The organism is Brucella sp. NBRC 12950 (assembly GCF_030268145.1).
In the GTDB taxonomy this organism is placed as follows: Bacteria; Pseudomonadota; Alphaproteobacteria; order Rhizobiales; family Rhizobiaceae; genus Brucella.
Genome location: NZ_BSQC01000010.1, coordinates 16,392 through 34,725 on the forward strand (window position 1 = coordinate 16,392; position 18,334 = coordinate 34,725).

The window sequence follows — 18,334 nt, forward strand, 5'->3', positions numbered from 1 at the left end:
ATATTCGGATGCTTGACTGTCGTGGCACCCATTTCTTATACCGGGCTACACGGCTAGGTCGAAGCTATGATATTACGGTACGCTCTCGCGACGGGCGAATTGTCAATGTACGTATAATCCGATCGCGGCGTTGACCGGACAGTATCGTTGCGCAGCCTCCATCTCCTCGCCTTCGTGTCCTTTCGACACTTTTTATGAAGTAAATGAAGAAAATCCCAGAGTAGCAGCTACGAACACGGGTTACATATTTTCCGGTCGGGATACTTCGCTTGTATGAGGATTCGGTTTGAAGCAATTTATCATCATTACAATATGGTGTTTTCTTGCGATGGGGTGTGCCAGTAATAGGGCGGTTACGGGATTGGGAGGAACACTCCCGTCGGTTCGGTCCCAAAGTTCAATGGTTTCGTTGAATGTCGCAACTGTTAGGCAGCGAAGTCCTGATCGCGATATTGCGTATACCCGCGGCCGATCTAATGTGCTCAATCTAGCAACAATTAGAGTTAGTATCCCACCGAACCACCGCGCAGGAAACGTCGAAGCTTCCTCCGTAAAACCTGATCCAAATACGCATTTCCATGCTTCAAACTATCATATTCTCGCTGATCGCCGGTCAATGATTGCCAGTTTGAACAATCAGCTCGAAAGCCGCCCAACTGAGCAACGCGAACTTTTTGTATTCGTGCACGGGTACAACAACAACTTCGCTGAGGGCCTGTTCCGTAATGCGCAGATCGTCCATGACTATGATGTTCGCTCTGTCCCTATCCACTTCTCTTGGGCATCGGCTGCGTCTTTCACAAGATATTTGTATGATCGTGATAGCGCAATTATCGCTCGGCAAGGGCTGGTGGAAACCCTAGCGCTGGCTGCGGACACAAAGGCGAACGGAATCGTCATCGTTGGTCATTCAATGGGGGCTGTGGTGGTTATGGAGGCGCTGCGCACGCTTGCAGTTTCCCACCGAAAAGATGTTCTCCAGCGGATCAATGGAGTGTTACTGGCTGCAGCCGATATCGATCCTGATCTATTTCGATCACAGGTCGACGACATTGGTCAACTGCCGCAACCATCAACGATTGTAGTTTCACGCCGTGATCGTGCGCTTGATATCTCGCGTCGCCTAGCCGGAGGTGAGCCACGTATAGGCAGTGGATTTGATATCGCTTTCCTGCAGAAGAAAAACGTTCAAGTTCTTGATATCTCTGACCTTGATAGGGGTGGTCATAGTCTGTTCGCGAATTCGGTTACTCTGATCAAGTTGTTGGGCTCAGGCTATCTGCTCAGGAGGCTCATTACGGATGAGTATGCAGGAGCCGATGAGACGTTTCTCGCAGCGGGTCAGACCACCTTTGAACAAGCTTCATTGGCTTTGCATCTTCCCACGCGCATTCTAGATCGTTTGCAGGAACGCTAGTTTACAAGGCCGCCATTTTCGACAATGAAACGAATTACCGAATCCATTTTTAAGTTCCGCGTCAAGTCAGTGAATGCGTAGGGCCGCCCGGCACGCATTTGCTCCGTGTCAGACCGCATAACGGCTAAATCTACGTTTAAATGGGGCGCAAGGTCACTCTTGTTGATGACGAGAAAATCAGAGCGCGCTGTTCCAGGACCTCCTCTTCGCGGAATCTATTCAACCGGACAAACTGAGATCGCATAGAGTGTAAGATCTGCTAGATCAGGTGAAAAGGTAGCAGCCAAATTATCGCCACCAGACCCGATGAATACAATATCAAGGTCTGGAATCTTCGGTCATCTCCGCAATTGACTGAAACTTGATAGAAGCATCCTTTCTGATTGCGGTGTGGGGCAGCCGCCAGTCTCAACGCCGAGTATACGCTTTTTGGGAAATGCCTGCCGGTGCATCAAAATCATGGCATCTTCTTTGGTGTAAATATCATCCGTAATCACTGCGATGGAATACTTGTCGCGGAGGGCTTTGCAAAGTTTCTCGGTGAGTGTGGTTCTTCCTGAACCACAGGCCCGCCGATGCCAATCCTTAACGGTACGTTCTGTGAAGCGATGTTGCGCTCCTTCCTGGGGGAATTGCCAATGATTCAAGGCTTTACGGCTTGATGCTCATATTCACTACCAAGACCATGGCTGCGAACATTATTTTCACCATGCGTTGAATAGGCTTAACACCGCAACGACAGTTGCACCCAACCCATCAAGCATGGTTTTTATGACTTGATCGCGCTGAATCAAGAATCGATCCGTTGAAATTTCCGCTGGCAAATGACGGTGTCCTTTGTGCCTGCCCGTCAAAGATGGAAACGAGGTCCTATACGATAATAGAAGGCAATAGTTCTCCTGAGGTCTGGATTAACACCGTGTAACCGTCGTCGAGAACAAGCTAGTTACTGGCTATGAGAACAGTTGGTTTAGGGAGATCAAAGAATGACTTTCCTACCATCGGACAGAACCACGGTTTACGGCATAAATTCATTTCTTCGTGGGCACGAGTTGCGATTATTGTAGTGCCGACAGAAGTTTTTGCATTGCTATGCGATTTGTGACGGACGGTGAATACTCTGCGCATATCGTTGCCTCCTCCTTCCGAGTGCGACGGGAGCAGGATGAAGTCTTCGAAGATGCTCCGAATCCGGATGTATGATAGGACATACTTATAAATATGCTTGTAGAAGGCCAGGTGTCGAGTTAAAGTCTTTCAACATTGTTTTTCTATATCGTTTTCTTGTCGAATATCTCGATCGCATCAAAGTATCTCCGATCCATGAGGAGCAGCTGTCGGTGATGAGCAAGGGTTGGAATGCTGAGCTTGAATTATGGTTCGAGCAAAATAATCGGGTAACGAGGCTGGTGCGGCGACGTCACGTTGGACCTTTAGCAGTTCAGCGGCCATTTTATCCCGAAAGAGATGGAAGCGCGCATGTTTATTTATTGCATCCTCCAGGGGGGGTCGCTGAAGGAGATGCTCTCTCTATAGGGTGCTACTTGGGCACGCATGCAAAAGCTGTTCTGACCACACCAGGTGCCACCAAGTTTTACTCATCCGATCACGCAAAAAGCACACAGAAAACGCTGATTGAAATCGGAAATGCCGGAATCTGTGAATATCTCCCGCAAGAAACAATCCTCTTCAATGGCGCCAAGGCATCTGTCGAAACCCTGGTTTTTCTTAGCAACGATGCAATTTATCTAGGTTGGGATATCGTTAGCTTGGGACGCCCAGCTTGTCGCGAGTACTTTGAACGTGGGGAATTTACGCAGCGGGTCGAAATATATCGCGACGGAAGGCCCATTTGGTTCGAACAGTTTTGCCTAACGGGGGGAGATGACGCCATGAATGCGCTTTACGCCTTCCGTTCCCACCCGATAACGGCAACCATGATCTATGCTGGCCCATCGGAGGAAAATGCGGTGGAACGTATTCGCGCTGCGCTCTCCAAAGTTTCCGCCGCCGTATTCTCGGTCAGTCGATTAGACCGGGTTATAGTGTGTCGTTACTTAGGTTTGCGCATGTCGGAAGCCAAAATGCTTTTAAGACAGGCGTGGGAGATTTTGCGGGAGGCCGCATTAGGGAAAACTGCCTCTGCGCCTCGAATTTGGGCCACGTAATCGTCTTAAGAGAGGGTATGCTGATGGAACTTTTGCCGCGGGAGAAAGATAAGCTTCTCATCTTCACAGCAGCGCTCGTTGCCGAACGACGGCGGGCTCGGGGCTTGAAACTCAACTATCCGGAGGTAATTGCTTATATATCAGCTGAGATTCTTGAGGGAGCGAGGGACGGCAAGACGGTCGCCGAACTGATGTCCTATGGTGCAACGCTCCTTACCCGCGATGAGGTTATGGAGGGCGTTCCGGAAATGATCCATGACATTCAGGTTGAGGCGACTTTTCCTGACGGTACCAAACTCGTAACGGTTCATAATCCCATTCCTTGAGAGGATGCTATGATACCAGGAGAATATTTTATAGAAAACGGTTTCATCGAGCTCAACGACGGACGTGAAACTCGCCGTCTCCTCGTCGAAAATTCAGGTGATCGGCCGATACAGGTTGGGTCGCATTATCATTTCTACGAGACAAACGAAGCTCTTGTGTTTGATCGCGATAGAACTAAGGGATTCAGGCTCAATATTCCTGCGGGGACTGCAGTGCGTTTCGAGCCTGGACAGGATCGCGAAATAGAACTTGTAGCGCTTGATGGCGCCCGGGAAGTTTATGGATTTAACGCGCGCATCAACGGAAAACTTTAGGAGGGGCAGATGGTCACAATTTCTCGTCAGGCATATGCCGAGCTTTACGGCCCTACCACCGGAGATCGGGTCAGGCTCGCGGACACCGAACTTATCATCGAGGTCGAGGAAGATCGGTGTATCTACGGAGAAGAAGTGACTTTTGGGGGTGGCAAGGTTATACGCGACGGTATGGGGCAAGGTCAAAGGCCGGCTGCAGAGACAGCCGATCTCATCATTACCAATGTTATCATCTTGGACTATTGGGGGATAGTCAAAGCGGATGTTGGTATAAAGAATGGCCGTATTACTGCGATCGGTAAAGCGGGCAATCCGGATATTCAGCCGGGCGTCAACATTGTCGTCGGTCCCGGGACAGACGTCATAGCAGGTGAGGGAAAGATTCTTACCGCCGGTGGTATCGATACTCACATTCATTTTATCGCCCCACAACAAGCGGACGAAGCACTCGCGAGTGGGACGACCACTTTAGTTGGCGGCGGCATTGGCCCGACTGTCGGGACGCTTGCCACAACTGTCACTGCAGGTCCTTGGGCCATTCATCGCATGCTCGAGGCGATCGAGGCGTTACCAATAAATGTGGGCCTGCTCGGTAAAGGCAACGCTAGTATGCCTGAACCGTTGCGCGAACAGATTATGGCCGGAGCGGTCGGGCTCAAACTTCATGAAGATTGGGGAACTACTCCTGCGGCAATCGATAATTGCCTGACTGTTGCTGACGAGGAAGATGTTCAAGTAGCCCTACATAGTGATACCCTTAATGAGAGTGGTTTTGTTAAGGACACTTTTGCCGCGATGAAGGGGAGAACCATACATAGCTTTCATACCGAAGGTGCTGGCGGTGGTCACGCTCCAGATATCATCACCGCTGCGGGTGAGGAAAATATTCTACCGTCGTCGACCAATCCTACTCGGCCATACACCATCAATACTGTTGATGAACATCTCGACATGCTGATGGTCTGTCATCATCTCAGCCCTAAAATACCTGAAGACGTAGCTTTCGCAGAATCGCGTATCCGGCGTGAGACGATAGCTGCAGAAGATATTCTACATGATCTTGGGGTGTTTTCGATGATGTCGTCAGACAGCCAAGCAATGGGCCGGATCGGCGAAACAACGCTTCGGTGTTGGCAGACGGCGCATAAAATGAAAGTGCAGCGTGGCCCATTGAATCCTGACAGCAGCCGAAATGACAATTTTCGGGCTAAGCGTTATATTGCTAAATATACAATAAACCCGGCAATCACTCATGGTATCGCTCACGAGATTGGCTCTGTTGAAGTCGGAAAAAGGGCTGACCTCGTCCTATGGAAGCCGGAATTCTTTGGAGTAAAGCCAAGTCTGGTGATGCTCGGCGGCATGATTGCGATGGCTCCAATGGGAGATCCTAATGCATCAATCTCCACGCCACAGCCTGTTCATTATAGGCCTATGTATGGCGTCATGGGAGGTGCTATCGGATCGACCGGGGTAACGTTTGTTTCGCAAGCAGCACTTCGTGACGGTATCGGTGAAAAGCTTGGATTAAAGAAACATTTAGTTGCTGTCAAAGGTATACGAAAGATCCGAAAAAAGGATATGATTCACAATGGGCTTACACCCAAATTAGAAGTTGATCCCCAGAACTATCATGTCCGAGTGGATGGCGAATTAATTAGTTGTGAACCAGCAGATGTGCTGCCTATGGCTCAGCGCTATTTCCTATTCTAGCGATGAGACGATGGGAACCGGAAGGAGAATGAGACATGTATTTCGCCACCTTCCGGGAGCACCATTACTTTGGGTTTTTCGACTGGACGTTGCGGGGTATCGGGCAAGTGGTTTTTCAGAACAACCCACTTAGTGGGTTGATAATTCTACTTGCGATCCTGTTTAATTCGTGGGTTTACGCGCTGATCTGTCTAGTGGGGGCTGCAGCAGCCACATTCACGGCTGTTTTGCTGAAAGCCGAAAGAGGGTTGGTCAGAGATGGTTTATATGGCTTCAACGGAAGTCTCGTCGCGTTGGCATTGATCGCGTTTACCAGTGCTGATTTCCGCACGGGTGCCGTGCCGTCAGTCGCTATGGTTGTCTACCTAATAAGTGGCGCGGCTTTCTCAACATTAGCTTTTGCTGCAACTGCTGCTGTTATGGCACCCTACAAGGTCGCGCCTCTCACGATGCCGTTTGTTCTCGTAGGCTGGTTGTTGTTGTTTGCTATATTGAAGTTCGACGCGATCGACGCGGGTCCAATGGCAAAACCGGTTTCACCCGATCAATTTTCTTATACGATTCCCTACCTGCTACCAACTTGGTACATGGGGATCGGAACCGCGATTGGACAGATCTTCTTTCAGGACAACTGGATAACGGGTTATATTATTCTGATCGGAATTGCCGTCAACTCACGCGTCTCAGCTTTTATGGCGCTGACAGGTGCCAGCGTGGGTGCTGTTGTGGCTGCTGCTTTTGGTGGCCCAGAAGGCGCAATTCGTGACGGTCTATTTGGCTATAACGCCGCCCTCACAGCCATGGCGCTTGGTGGTTTCTTCCTCGTTTTGAACTGGAGCAGTTTCCTTTATGCAATTTTTGGCGCCATCATAGCCACATGGCTTTGGGCCTCTATAGCTATCTTTCTCAAACCAATTGGAATGCCTGTACTGACATCGACGTTTGTCATCGTTACATGGATCATGTTGCTGGCAAGGCATTCGTTTAAAGTTTTGGTACCGGTTGAGCCGGCAGAGGCGATAACCGCTGAACAAAACCTGAAGCAGCATCGAGTCAAGCAAGGGTCTTTAAGACCGAAATAACCGGCTGTACTGCGTCTCATGCCAAGCACTGGCCATAGCCATTGCGGGCGCTGTGTTACCGATTTGCGTCTCTTTCAACAACGTGGATTTTCGCGCAGCCTGCTCGATGCGGTCCACAGCTCCTATCAGAATCCTCTGACCGGCCGTGTGTCCGAGTGGTACCAGGCGAATAGCCGCTGTAATTTGGCTCTCAACGACGCTCCACATAAGACCATACAACGCGCTGTAAGGTGGGATCTCCCAATGGGCGGCAGCTTTTGCGAAGGCTGCTGGATATGTCGGTCGTCCCTTTCGAAGATCTTCATTTATTCCCTGTACGCCAAGATCATCTAAGAGTGAAAGCAGGGATTCTGCCATTCGTCTGTCTTCCAGCTCGAGTTCTTTGCTTTCTCTGCTAGCACCAAGCCACTCGTTTAATCTGGCAAACTCCGACATGTCAGCAGCCCGAAGAGCAAGCATCATTCGCCAAAATATAGCGCCGTCGAGTGCCGCATAGCAGTGTTCTAGAAGCCCCAGGACCCAGGAAGAGCAAGTCCTCTCATCGGTAATTGACCCTGATTGGACTGCCCATTCGAGCCCACGGGAATAGGAAAAGCCCCCTACCGGCTGGTTTGGACTAACGAGCCTCAACAGGTGAAGGACTGGTGCCGCAGCGCTCAGACTCGCCACCACGTCGGAGTAGTGTTCATTGACTGATGGTGAATGTACATAGTCCAACTGGAAAGCACCTCGTTTCATCCGATGGCCTGGTAGATGCCGGCGACAGCAGTAAGCGATCCAGCGAAGCGCATCATATATTGACCAGTTTTACCTTTGGCCATTTGTCCTGTGACGACACCAGCACCTATACCCAATGCGTGAAGCAAAGCAGTAGCGAGGGCGAACCCTGATGCATAAGAAAAAAAGGTGGCGTTACCGATTTCACTACCATGGGCAAAACCATGGAAAAACGCAAAAAATCCCACAATCAGGGCAGCAGTTGTCGTCGACGCGTGTAGAGCTAAAGCAACTAGGAGGCCGATGAAAATTACCGATGCGAGAATAACTGGTTCGACAAAGGGCAGCGAAATCCCTCCAAGAGCGGCAGAGAATCCGACTAGCATTACCCCAACGAAGCTAGCTGGTATTGCGATAAGGGCGCGCCCTCCCAGGATCGAAGCCCATAGTCCTACGGCAATCATTGCCAGTATGTGATCTGCACCCGTTAAGGGATGAGAAAACCCTGCAGCAAACGAACCGTGTTCAGAAGGACTAAGGTGGGCAAATGCAGGACTGCTCATTCTCATCAGGACTAGTGCGGTAAGAACTGAAGACTTCCTCATAATTACGTCCTTTCGAAAGTGGAGCTGAACTAGAATGAACCGAACATTGACCCGAGAACGAATACAGCTACGAGTGAAATGATCACGCCAACGATGACTGTCATTACCATGTCGAAATAGCTCGAAGCATGTGTTTGTCCACTGATCTGGAGTAGTAGGAGTACAGTTCCGTTGTGTGGGAGAGCGTCCAGTGTACCCGCGCTTATTACTGTTAGACGATGCATCAGTGCGGGATCGATTCCATACTGATTTGCTAGCTGCATATATTGCTCGCCCAGCGCGTTAAGCGCGATCGCCATGCCGCCTGAAGCTGTGCCAGTAAGCGCTGCCAACGCATTCATTGCGACCACAAGGGAGACAAGTGGACCGCCCGGTACTTCGAGGACAGCATCGCGAACGACTGCGAATGCCGGCAACGCTGCCACGACTGCTCCGAATCCCACGAGACTGGCGATCGTGAGAATTGGCAGTACCGAAGAGTTCGCTCCAGCGTCGAGGCTTTCGCGGATTGCCCGTAAACGCCCGAAGTTCAAAATTATTAATGTCAGGATCGCCGACGAAAGCGCGATAAGAACTGCCCAAAGTCCGATCGCGGAAGAAACATCAATATTCCATGGAGATTGCTGCAAGAAGGAAAAATCGATCCTAGGGAGTATTATCAAAGCCATTAAGAAGTTGACGAATATGACGACGAGCAGGGGAGCTAGAGCAGCAAAAAATGGGGGTGACTTCGTTGCCCGAGCACCATTTTCCAGTTCTGCAGGATCGAAATCTCCAGTGAGTGTCGATTGTTCTCGGAGTTTTTCGCCAATTTCCACTTTGCCGCGCTCGTCAACATATATTTCTCCGGCCGCGCGTGCTCGTCTTTCTGTGCGCTGGAGCCACCACATCCCGAACGCCAACGTAATAATCGAAGCAATTATACCCAAACCTGGAGCTGCAAAGGTTGTCGTACCGAAATAGGGCATCGGAATAGCATTGTTTGTCGAAGGCGTCCCCGGCATTGCAGACATTGTAAATGTGAAAGCCCCAAGCCCGATGGCAGCTGGCATAAGGCGCGCGGGGATGTTGGCTGCCCTAAACATCTCTCGTGCCATCGGAACCAACACGAAAAATGCGACAAAGACGCTTACTCCGCCGTACGTTACGACTGCCGAAGCCAAAACTACCGACAGCATTGTACGTTTTACACCGAGCCGTTGGGTAAGGTAGTGGGCAATTGACGTGATGGAGCCGCTGTCATCCATCAGTTTGCCAAATATACCTCCAAGAAGAAATAAAGGGAACCAACGGGCGACAAAACTTGCAGTTCCGCCCATAAATGTCGATGTCCAGTTTGCAAGAAGTGGTTCACCCGAGATCAGAGCGGCAAGCAGTGCGGCAACAGGAGAGAGCAAAAGAACGCTCCATCCTCGATACGCAAACCACATGAGCAGAGCGAGGCCGATTAATATTCCGAGCAATCCCATATTATCTGACCCCTCAGTCGATATCGGAAAGAATGCCAACGAAATTTCATTCATAAAACAACTTTAATTCGCACAATACAAGTATCATAATATAACTATCTTACTAAACAGCGTATTTGTTCAGCACAGTATTCGGTTTCGTCGTTAGGATCGACGTCCCGCAAAAACAATGCAGATAAAACCGTGATTATTGGTCGGGAATCCTGAATTAGTTGCGTTTTTGGTCTCAGACGCCACTACCTGTGCGTCTGTTGCGGAGTGTACAAATTCCCGCAAGTTCAACGTTGAACATAGCTGAAAATGGCCCTTCAAACTGGAGAAGAACTTTGGCTTCTGAACTTGTTGAAATGCAATCAATCATGCTCAATCTTTGCTTGGCCTTGGTGTTAGGGTCGGCGATTGGCTTGGAGCGTCAGCTGAGGCAGCGCCATTCAGGTCTCGTTACTCACGGACTAGTGGCACTTGGGGCTGCTGCATATGCGTCTCTGCCACATGCATTGGGCATAACAGCAGACCCGCGAATGGGTGCGCAGGTTGTTACCGGCATCGGATTTCTCGGTGCTGGTCTCATTATAAAGGATGGTGCGAGCGTGAAAGGTCTTAGCACCGCTGCAACAGTTTGGAGTACCGGCGCGGTGGGCGTTCTGACGGGCTATGGGTTTTGGTTTCTAGCTATTGAAACTGCATTCTTCATTGTCATACTGAACGTCTCACTGCCGAAAATAGCCATTCTTGTTGATCGCTACTCTTTTGTCGCGCCGGATACCGAACAATTCTATCGAGTTCGTTTTATCTGTCCGTTGGAAAGCGAGATAGCCGTGAGGGCGTTGCTAATTCAAGCACTTGATCTCAAGAAGCTTCGCTTCCACGCCATCACCAGTCAACGACTTGAGGGGAGCGATGAGATCAAGATTGATGCAACTTTATTTACAGCGAGAGAAGATGATGAAGCCGTAGAAGCATTGGTGGCACATTTGAGTTTGCGGGCAAGCATTATATCGACAAGTTGGATAAAAATGGAGGAAAGCGAATGGACGGAACAGCAATAAAAGGAATAATATTTTATCTGTACTATCGAGTCTAAACGTGCTCATATCATATCAGGCAAAATATCCTTGGAATAAGCAGTCAGACAGTCCGTTTTCGATCCTGCGAGGCTTGAGGCATGAGCGTTGAAAAGCTGCTTAAAACAGAACGCAAGACGGTAGAGCAGAGGAAGTGGAAAGGCTTTTTTTTCTTGGCCGTGGTGCTGTTAGCTGGTGGGTCTCTGTGCTTGCTTTTGCCAGTTTTCTCGGAATTCGCCGCCAGCACGATCTTCGGCCTAGTACTTGTCGGTATAGGCTTCGTGAAGATAATACAGTCCTTGTGGGTGAAAAGTTGGGCAGGGTTTATTTGGCAGGAATTGTCTGGCGCCGTTGAGTTGGTCGGTGGGATTATGATCTATCTTAATCCCCTCAAAGGCGCTCTGGCAATTTCTTTGCTTATTGCGATTGTCGTGTTTGTGCATGGTTTTCTGCAAATTGCTATGTCGCTGAAAATTCGGCCGGCGGCTGGATGGTGGTGGTTTACGATCTCTGGGCTTATTGCGTGGATAGCAAGTGTCGCATTGATCATAAAGTGGCCATTCATCCGCGACCTGCCCTCGGGTTCGATCGCAGGAATTGCATTATTGATAGCAGGTGTTGCCTATCTGGGAATATCGTTTACGACGAGAAATGCGTGAATGGACGGCCACCATGTAGGATGAGGGAGACAGGGATGACGAGTGTTCCGGTTCGACGCAAAGTGAAGGCAGTAACATTCGGGGCTTTTCTGATCCTTGGTGTTGGAGGTGGGGGGAACGCTCAAACACCGTCCGTTGCTCCAGTGCCGGCCGTGGTTGTGCAGAAAGTTGGCACTGCACCAGCCTCGGCGCCAATGCAGTTCAATGGGCAGATTGAGGCAATTGAATCGGTTGACATTCAGGCCCGCATTACGGGTTACCTGAAACGCAAAGCTTTTGACCAAGGGACCGATGTTAAAGCTGGCGATCTGCTTTTTGAGATCGAACCTGATGCCATGTTAGCCGCAGTTGCATCGGCGCAAGCTCAGCTCGCACGCGCGACAGCAAATCAGAATGCAAGCCGCCAGTCGCTGGCTAGGACGAGAACTCTCGCCAATCGCAATACTGCATCTCAAGCTTCGCTCGACGACGCGCAAGCCGCATTCGACATCGCCACTGCCGATGTTCAAAGTGCTGAAGCGAACTTAAATACAGCCAGGTTGAATCTGTCCTATACTGATGTGCGAGCACCAATTGACGGGACTGTCGGACGCTCATTGTTTACGGAGGGAAATTTGGTTGGTCCGGGAGGCGGTACCCTTGCCCGGATCGTGCAGCTTGATCCCGTTCGGGTAGTGTTTTCAATAACCGATCGAGCCTTGATCGGCATACGCCAGCAGGAAGCCAACGGCCAAACAGTCAATCCGGATCGCTTTAAGATCACATTGCAACTTGCAAATGGAACTCCGTACCAGGAGCGTGGAACCATCCAGTTTATAGATAATGAGGTGAATGCGCAGACCGGGACGGTCGCGGTTCGAGCTCTATTTGCTAATCCTCATCGCGTCCTGGTGCCGGGACAGGCGTTAGCAGTGCAGATCGTCGATGAGACGGTAGGAGATCTGCCCGTCGTTCCGATGTCTGCCGTCTTGCAAGATAGGCAGGGTAAATATGTGTTTGTTCTGGGTGAAGGGGATAAGGTCTCTAGACGCGCGATTGTCACCGGTGATCGAATAGGCAATGTCTGGTCGGTCAGCGATGGATTAAGCGCTGGTGAACAAATTGTCACTCAGGGTTTGCAGAGAATTTCTGATCAACAAGTCGTTGCACCTCAAGAAGCTTCAGATGACGAGGAGGGGGCGGGGCAATGATTTCGGAAACTTTCATTCGACGGACCAGACTGGCGATCGTTATCTCAGTTATTATATCCATTGCTGGCGCAATCGCGATCTTTTCGCTTCCAGTTCAACAATATCCTCAGATTTCACCGCCCACCGTCACCGTCGCCGCTTTTTATCCGGGAGCGAGCGCTGAAGTCATCGCGGATGTTGTCGGTGGACCACTTGAAACCGCCATCAACGGCGTAGATGATATGATGTATATGTCATCAACTAGTTCCAACGCCGGGCAATATAACCTTTCTGTCACATTCGAAGTCGGTACTGATCCAGAGCAGGCTCAGATTAACGTCCAAAACCGAGCACAACTCGCAATTTCAAGGCTTCCCGCCGCCGTGGCGCAACAAGGCGTGTCGGTCCGATCTCGATCGCCAGATTTTGTACTTGGGATTGCCTTCTACTCGCCGGACGACACTCTGAGTGCACTCGAAATTACTAACTTTACCACAACGGCAATCGTCGACGCGGTGTCGCGCGTTCCCGGAGTGGGTGAGGCGAGCGTGGTGGGTGCGTCGGAATATTCAATGCGGGTGTGGCTTAACCCTCAAAGAATGGATGCGCTGGGTATATCGGTCGACGAGGTATCGGCAGCAATTCAACGCCAAAATATTCAGGCTGCACTTGGCCAGGCGGGCGCACCTCCGATGCGGGAGGCAAACGAATTACAATTTACGCTTGTGGCACAAGGTCGGTTGCGTGATGTCGAAGAATTCGGAGCTATTGTGCTGCGCACAGGTGCGGATGGAGCGAAAGTTTATCTACGGGACATTGCACGCATTGAACTCGGCGCCCGCAACTACGCGTCACGAGCAAGTTTTGCAGGCCATGAATCGGCGATGCTTCAGATTAATCAGTCGCCCGGAGCTAACGCAATCGAGACCGCGCAAGCGGTACAAGCAGAGCTCGAACGGTTATCGTCACGGTTTCCGCAAGGTTTGCAATATCACGTTGTTTATGACGCGACGCGATTTGTACAGGCAAGTTTGAAACTCACGACAAGGACCTTGCTCGAAGCGTTCCTAATCGTGCTTGCGGTGACATTCATATTCCTTCAAGACTGGCGCGCGACGTTGATTTCTGCGCTTGCGATCCCGGTTTCAATGCTTGGTGCCGTTGCCGTACTTCTTGCACTTGGCTATTCGCTCAACATGATATCTCTATTGGCGCTCGTGTTGGCGATCGGGCTCGTGGTCGATGACGCAATTCTGGTCGTCGAGAACGTAAAACATGTACTTGACGATATGCCAGACGTAAGTGTCGCCGATGCGACGCGCACTGCGATGGGCCAGATAACTGGCCCCATCATATCCACGACGCTTGTCTTGCTGGCGGTCGTGACCCCAACTGCTTTCCTTGAAGGTATAGGAGGGCAACTCTATCGACAATTTGCCGTGACAATTTCGTCGGCGCTAATCATCTCATCATTTGTTGGTTTAACCCTTAGCCCTGCGCTCGCGGCCATTTTGCTCAGACGTGATCAGAAGGGTTTTAAACGTGGGCCCTTCGCTTGGTTCACACGCTTCATGGAACGCACCCGCGCGGGTTACGGCCGTGTTGTTGGGTTGATGGTAAAATACTGGATCGTTCCTCTTATGGGCATCGCAGCCTGCTTTGTGGGTGCCTATTTTGTCTTCGTCAATCTCCCGGCGACTTTCCTCCCTGACGAGGACCAAGGCGCGTTGTTCGTTGATATCCAGCTCCCCAGCGGTGCATCGCTCGAGCGCACAAGTCAAATCGTCGAAAATGTGCGAACTCTACTCAGCAAAACTGATGGTGTAGAGGATGTCATCACCGTCGCAGGGTTCAGCATTCTGCAATCAACAAGTACTCCGAACGGTGCAATGGCGGTGGCTGCGTTGGCGCCGTGGGAAGAACGTGAGAGTGAAAAGTTACGTCTCAACAACATTATTGCGTCGCTCCGTGCGCAATTCATCGGGGTGCCGGGAGCTGTCATCTCAGTGTTCGCTCCACCAGCAATCTCTGGGATCGGGTCTGTCGGCGGTCTCGACTTTCGACTACAGGCTTTGCAAGGACAGGGGCCCGAAGAAATAGCGCAAGTGACAACATCCATGTTGAGTTATTTCAACCGTCAGAATGAGATCGGTGGGGCAGCTACAACCTTCAATGCGAATGTACCACAAATCTATGTGGATGTAGACCGCGCGCGCGCCGAAGCACTCGGCCTCAGCGTATCGGATGTCTATGCAACCATTGGTGCAAATTTTGGGTCGCGCTACGTTAACGACTTCACGTTGAACGGTCGCGTTTTTCAAGTCAATTTGCAAGCAGACGCGGATTTTCGGGCACATTCTGAAGATATACTGAAGCTGCACGTCAGAAGTCGTGCTGGAGCCTTGGTTCCATTGCGGAGCGTTGTAAGTCTGACAACTGTCTTGGCGCCTTTCGTTATTACACGGTATAATCTCTCTGTCTCGGCACAGGTGAATGCTGTGCCCGCCTCGAATGCAAGCAGTGGCGAGGCGATGAACGCAATGGAACGAGTTGTTGCAGAAAAACTACCCGATGGTTTCGGATACGAATGGTCAGGTTTGTCATTCCAAGAAAATCGTAGCAGCGGCCAAGAGGCTATGATACTCGGATTGGCATTTCTCTTTGCATACCTATTTTTGGTAGCACAATATGAAAGTTGGGCTCTGCCGCTCGTGGTAATTCTCTCACTTGGTGCTGCGCTGTTGGGAGCTGTGGCTGCGTTGCTCTTTTTTGGGTTGCAAAATAGCCTCTATGTCCAGATTGCCCTCGTCTTGCTGATTGGCCTCGCCGCAAAGAATGCAATTCTGATTGTCGAGTTCGCTAAAGAAAAAAGAGAGGGTGGCCTTAGCGCGAGTGATGCTGCTCGTGTCGGCGCCGAGCAGCGTTTTCGCGCCGTGATGATGACTGCAGTTTCGTTTATTCTCGGTATTCTTCCTCTCATCCTTTCGTCTGGGGCGGGGGCCGGGGCTCGGCAAGCAGTTGGCGTTACGATTTTTGGGGGGATGGTTGCAGCAACAACGATTGGACTGCTGCTTACACCTGGGATTTACTTCATTATCCAGCGGCTGACAGAGCGTTTGAACAAGAGACAGCGGAGCATCCGATCACCGCAAGAGTAGCAAAATAAACACTTCGTAACGCATCGGTGGCAGATGTTGGTTGGTTCGGGGCGGAGTGCTATTTACCTCTGCCCTACAAGCAGTAAGTGATGAATTTTGAGGTGATAACTAAGGTCTAAGGCCGGATAGTTCGTCTCACTGGCAGTAAAGCTAAGTTTCTACCCAGTCATCGATCTGAACTAAGAGGTTTCATGACACCGAAATTAACACAACAACGGAACTATCGCGATTGGGTGCAACTTGACCGGAAATCGCTGATGTTTGACTGTTAGACATCATGAACCGGTGTTGATATTAGAAACCGCTACAATTTAGCAGGCAAATCCAATTTTGAAACGGCTGCGTTTAAGCAAGAAGACCCACAGAAGGGTCTTCTTGCTTACATTATATCCACTTGGCGCAGATGCTCATTTCTGAGTTGAAGCGGGGCTCTGAATGCTGGCGGTCGTTAGGGGCTTTTCAGTTTTTGTCGATTGGGCACTATGGCTCGGGCAGTCGGCCATCGCGAAACTAACTGACAAAGCGAGAGCAGTTAGGGTCAAAAATGTGACTTTCATATCCTTCTCCTCGGTTCAGTGCAGCAAAACATCACGGGAACAAATTAACAGGTTTTCCAGCTTTTGTCTGTTCACGTCTTTTTTGCATTGTTTATTGCGGGCAGATAGGCCTATGGGTTTGGTCAGGATCGGAGATAATGAATATGCGGCCTTGAGGAATATGGTGAGGCCTCCACTCGTGCATCGACGCAAAATACCTCCTTCAACAACTGCTCAGTGATGACTTCGTCCGGCGTGCCGGAAGTCACGATTTGGCCGGACTGCAGCACGATGATTTCATCACAGAACATGGCGGCATGATTGAGGTCATGTAAGGCTATTATGCTGGTGATGGACAGGTTCGAAATAAGTTGAAGCAGCGCCATCTGATGTTGGATGTCCAGATGATTTGTCGGTTCGTCCAATATGAGTTCACGTGGCATTTGTGCGAGAGCCCGTGCAATATGTACGCGCTGCTTTTCTCCCCCCGACAGATTTTGCCAATAGCTATCGCGCTTAGTGGTGATGCCAGTGCGTTCGAGAGCATCTTCTACAGCCTTCTGGTCCTCTTCAGACCAGGCTGCGAACATCGCTCTGTGGGGAAAACGTCCCAGCTTTACGACGTCAATTACTTTCAAATTAGCATTCGTAGACGCGTGTTGTTCAACAAACGCCACTCTTTGAGCCATGACTCGGCGAGAAACCGTAGCTACATCGACGTCATCAAATGTAATGCGTCCACTTTTTGGGAGCTTAAGCCCGGCGATCAGTCGGAGTAGAGAGGTCTTTCCAGAGCCATTTGGTCCTAGAAGACCAACCATTTTGCCTGGTTTGGCCTCAAATGAGACATTGTCGAGCACCGTCTTGTTGGCAATAGTCCAAACGATGTTTTCAGCCTTGATAGTCATGATGCACGTTGAAAACGATAGAGAATGACGGAGAAAAACGGTACGCCGACAAGTGCGGTTACTACCCCGATTGGAAGCACTTGCTGCGGGACGAGCGCCCTGGAGGCGATATCGGCAAGGACCATGAAAATTGCACCACCCACCGCACATGTGGGCAACAGTTTCACATGCACAGGACCGACTAAAAAGCGTGCCGCGTGCGGGACAACAAGGCCAACGAAACCGATTGAGCCGACCATACTGACGATGGTTGCAGTCATTACAGCCGTGAGAGCGAAGAGGATAATTCGTGCCTGTCCAACGTTGACTCCCAGCGAGGATGCCGCTTCGTCACCAAATGCGAAAGCGTCTAACACACGGGCGTAAAACAAGCAGATGATGAGCCCCAATCCGATAACGACCGATACCAGAATGAATTCTGGCCACCTAACAGCGCCGAAGCTGCCAAGTAGCCAAAACATTACATCCCGAGCCTGCTGGGCGTTGCCAGATGTGGTGACAATGTAGGACGTAGCAGCGTTGAACAGTTGAGATGCCGCGACGCCTGCCAGAATTGTGCGATCAGCTCCACCACGCGTTCCATTGGAAAGCATAGCAACAAACAAAAATGCAGAAAAGGCTCCAGCGAACGCGCCAGCAGAAAGCGAAATTGCACCTGAACCGATACCAAGAATGACGACGGTGACAGCTCCAGTCGATGCACCTGCTGAAATCCCTAGGACGTAAGGCTCGGCTAGCGGATTACGCAGAAGAGATTGCATTATTGCGCCAGAAAGAGCGAGGCCCGCACCACAGAATGCTGCAACAAGGGCCCGGCTGAGCCGGTAGTCCCAGATGACAGTTTCATGGATCCGATTAAGTTCGATTGCGCTCCAACCCAAACGGTTGGTCAATGCAGCAAACGTCGTCGACAGGGGAATTGGCAAGTCACCGATCCCCACACTAACTGCTACTACAAGGACGATCACGATGGCCGAAATCAACAAGAATCCGCCAAAGCCAAGCCACTGCGCGTATGGGTAGCGTGA

General features: G+C 50.6%; 16 protein-coding genes and 1 pseudogene. 10 read left to right on the forward strand and 7 right to left on the reverse strand.

What is annotated here, in order from left to right; all coding sequences use genetic code 11:
- The first annotated feature begins 616 nt into the window (after nucleotides 1–616).
- Nucleotides 617–1,417 (forward strand): alpha/beta hydrolase, encoded by an 801-nt coding sequence (locus tag QSJ70_RS16910; RefSeq protein ID WP_285538071.1) that lies wholly within the window; start codon nucleotides 617–619, stop codon nucleotides 1,415–1,417.
- Here QSJ70_RS16910 and ureG read toward each other — a convergent pair.
- Nucleotides 1,414–2,027 (reverse strand): annotated as a pseudogene (gene ureG / locus QSJ70_RS16915) (urease accessory protein UreG). The gene QSJ70_RS16910 and the pseudogene ureG sit on opposite strands and share 4 nt — an antisense overlap.
- Nucleotides 2,028–2,121: 94 nt before the next feature.
- Nucleotides 2,122–2,271, reverse strand: a complete 150-nt coding sequence (locus QSJ70_RS27705) for an urease accessory protein UreE C-terminal domain-containing protein (RefSeq protein WP_352231011.1) — start codon at nucleotides 2,269–2,271, stop codon at nucleotides 2,122–2,124.
- A gap of 489 nt (nucleotides 2,272–2,760) precedes the next feature.
- On the opposite strand from QSJ70_RS27705, the gene QSJ70_RS16920 reads away from it, so the two are divergent.
- Genes QSJ70_RS16920 through QSJ70_RS16940 form a run of 5 tightly spaced genes read left to right on the forward strand, consistent with a single transcriptional unit; the run spans nucleotide 2,761 to nucleotide 7,021 of the window.
- A complete protein-coding gene (locus QSJ70_RS16920) occupies nucleotides 2,761–3,585 on the forward strand; it encodes an urease accessory protein UreD (protein ID WP_285538414.1) in 825 nt (274 codons plus the stop codon).
- Between the two features lie 23 nt (nucleotides 3,586–3,608).
- Nucleotides 3,609–3,911, forward strand: coding sequence for an urease subunit gamma (ureA, locus tag QSJ70_RS16925; RefSeq protein WP_285538073.1), 303 nt, complete (start codon nucleotides 3,609–3,611; stop codon nucleotides 3,909–3,911).
- Nucleotides 3,912–3,920: 9 nt separating this feature from the next.
- Nucleotides 3,921–4,226: an urease subunit beta gene (locus tag QSJ70_RS16930; protein ID WP_285538074.1), complete on the forward strand. Its 306-nt coding sequence runs from the start codon at nucleotides 3,921–3,923 to the stop codon at nucleotides 4,224–4,226.
- 9 nt (nucleotides 4,227–4,235) lie between these two features.
- Entirely contained in the window at nucleotides 4,236–5,939 is a 1,704-nt protein-coding gene (gene ureC, locus QSJ70_RS16935; RefSeq protein ID WP_285538076.1) for an urease subunit alpha, read from the forward strand.
- A gap of 35 nt (nucleotides 5,940–5,974) precedes the next feature.
- A complete protein-coding gene (locus QSJ70_RS16940) occupies nucleotides 5,975–7,021 on the forward strand; it encodes an urea transporter (protein WP_285538078.1) in 1,047 nt (348 codons plus the stop codon).
- Here the strand turns inward: QSJ70_RS16940 and QSJ70_RS16945 are convergent.
- Genes QSJ70_RS16945 through QSJ70_RS16955 form a run of 3 tightly spaced genes read right to left on the reverse strand, consistent with a single transcriptional unit; the run spans nucleotide 7,007 to nucleotide 9,812 of the window.
- Nucleotides 7,007–7,759, reverse strand: a complete 753-nt coding sequence (locus tag QSJ70_RS16945) for an urease accessory protein UreF (protein WP_352231013.1) — start codon at nucleotides 7,757–7,759, stop codon at nucleotides 7,007–7,009. The two genes, QSJ70_RS16940 and QSJ70_RS16945, sit on opposite strands and share 15 nt — an antisense overlap.
- Nucleotides 7,756–8,343, reverse strand: coding sequence for a HupE/UreJ family protein (locus tag QSJ70_RS16950; RefSeq protein ID WP_285538079.1), 588 nt, complete (start codon nucleotides 8,341–8,343; stop codon nucleotides 7,756–7,758). Before QSJ70_RS16950 ends, QSJ70_RS16945 begins: the two co-directional genes overlap by 4 nt.
- A 29-nt stretch (nucleotides 8,344–8,372) precedes the next feature.
- On the reverse strand, nucleotides 8,373–9,812 hold the full coding sequence (locus tag QSJ70_RS16955; protein ID WP_285538081.1) for a GntP family permease: 1,440 nt from the start codon (nucleotides 9,810–9,812) through the stop codon (nucleotides 8,373–8,375).
- A gap of 326 nt (nucleotides 9,813–10,138) precedes the next feature.
- Here QSJ70_RS16955 and QSJ70_RS16960 point away from each other — a divergent pair, with 326 nt between their 5' ends.
- The 4 genes from QSJ70_RS16960 to QSJ70_RS16975 all read left to right on the forward strand — a co-directional run bounded on the left by QSJ70_RS16960 (nucleotide 10,139) and on the right by QSJ70_RS16975 (nucleotide 15,862).
- The gene (locus tag QSJ70_RS16960; RefSeq protein WP_285538083.1) at nucleotides 10,139–10,861 is read left to right on the forward strand and encodes an MgtC/SapB family protein; all 723 of its coding nucleotides are present in this window, start codon (nucleotides 10,139–10,141) and stop codon (nucleotides 10,859–10,861) included.
- A gap of 116 nt (nucleotides 10,862–10,977) precedes the next feature.
- Complete coding sequence (locus QSJ70_RS16965) at nucleotides 10,978–11,535, forward strand: HdeD family acid-resistance protein (protein WP_285538085.1); 558 nt, start codon at nucleotides 10,978–10,980, stop codon at nucleotides 11,533–11,535.
- A gap of 158 nt (nucleotides 11,536–11,693) precedes the next feature.
- Entirely contained in the window at nucleotides 11,694–12,725 is a 1,032-nt protein-coding gene (locus QSJ70_RS16970; protein ID WP_285538087.1) for an efflux RND transporter periplasmic adaptor subunit, read from the forward strand.
- Nucleotides 12,722–15,862, forward strand: coding sequence for an efflux RND transporter permease subunit (locus QSJ70_RS16975; protein ID WP_285538089.1), 3,141 nt, complete (start codon nucleotides 12,722–12,724; stop codon nucleotides 15,860–15,862). Before QSJ70_RS16970 ends, QSJ70_RS16975 begins: the two co-directional genes overlap by 4 nt.
- A 679-nt stretch (nucleotides 15,863–16,541) precedes the next feature.
- Here the strand turns inward: QSJ70_RS16975 and QSJ70_RS16980 are convergent.
- Nucleotides 16,542–17,306 (reverse strand): ABC transporter ATP-binding protein, encoded by a 765-nt coding sequence (locus tag QSJ70_RS16980; protein WP_215781567.1) that lies wholly within the window; start codon nucleotides 17,304–17,306, stop codon nucleotides 16,542–16,544.
- Complete coding sequence (locus QSJ70_RS16985) at nucleotides 17,303–18,292, reverse strand: FecCD family ABC transporter permease (protein WP_285538417.1); 990 nt, start codon at nucleotides 18,290–18,292, stop codon at nucleotides 17,303–17,305. Before QSJ70_RS16985 ends, QSJ70_RS16980 begins: the two co-directional genes overlap by 4 nt.
- Nucleotides 18,293–18,334: the final 42 nt, after the last annotated feature.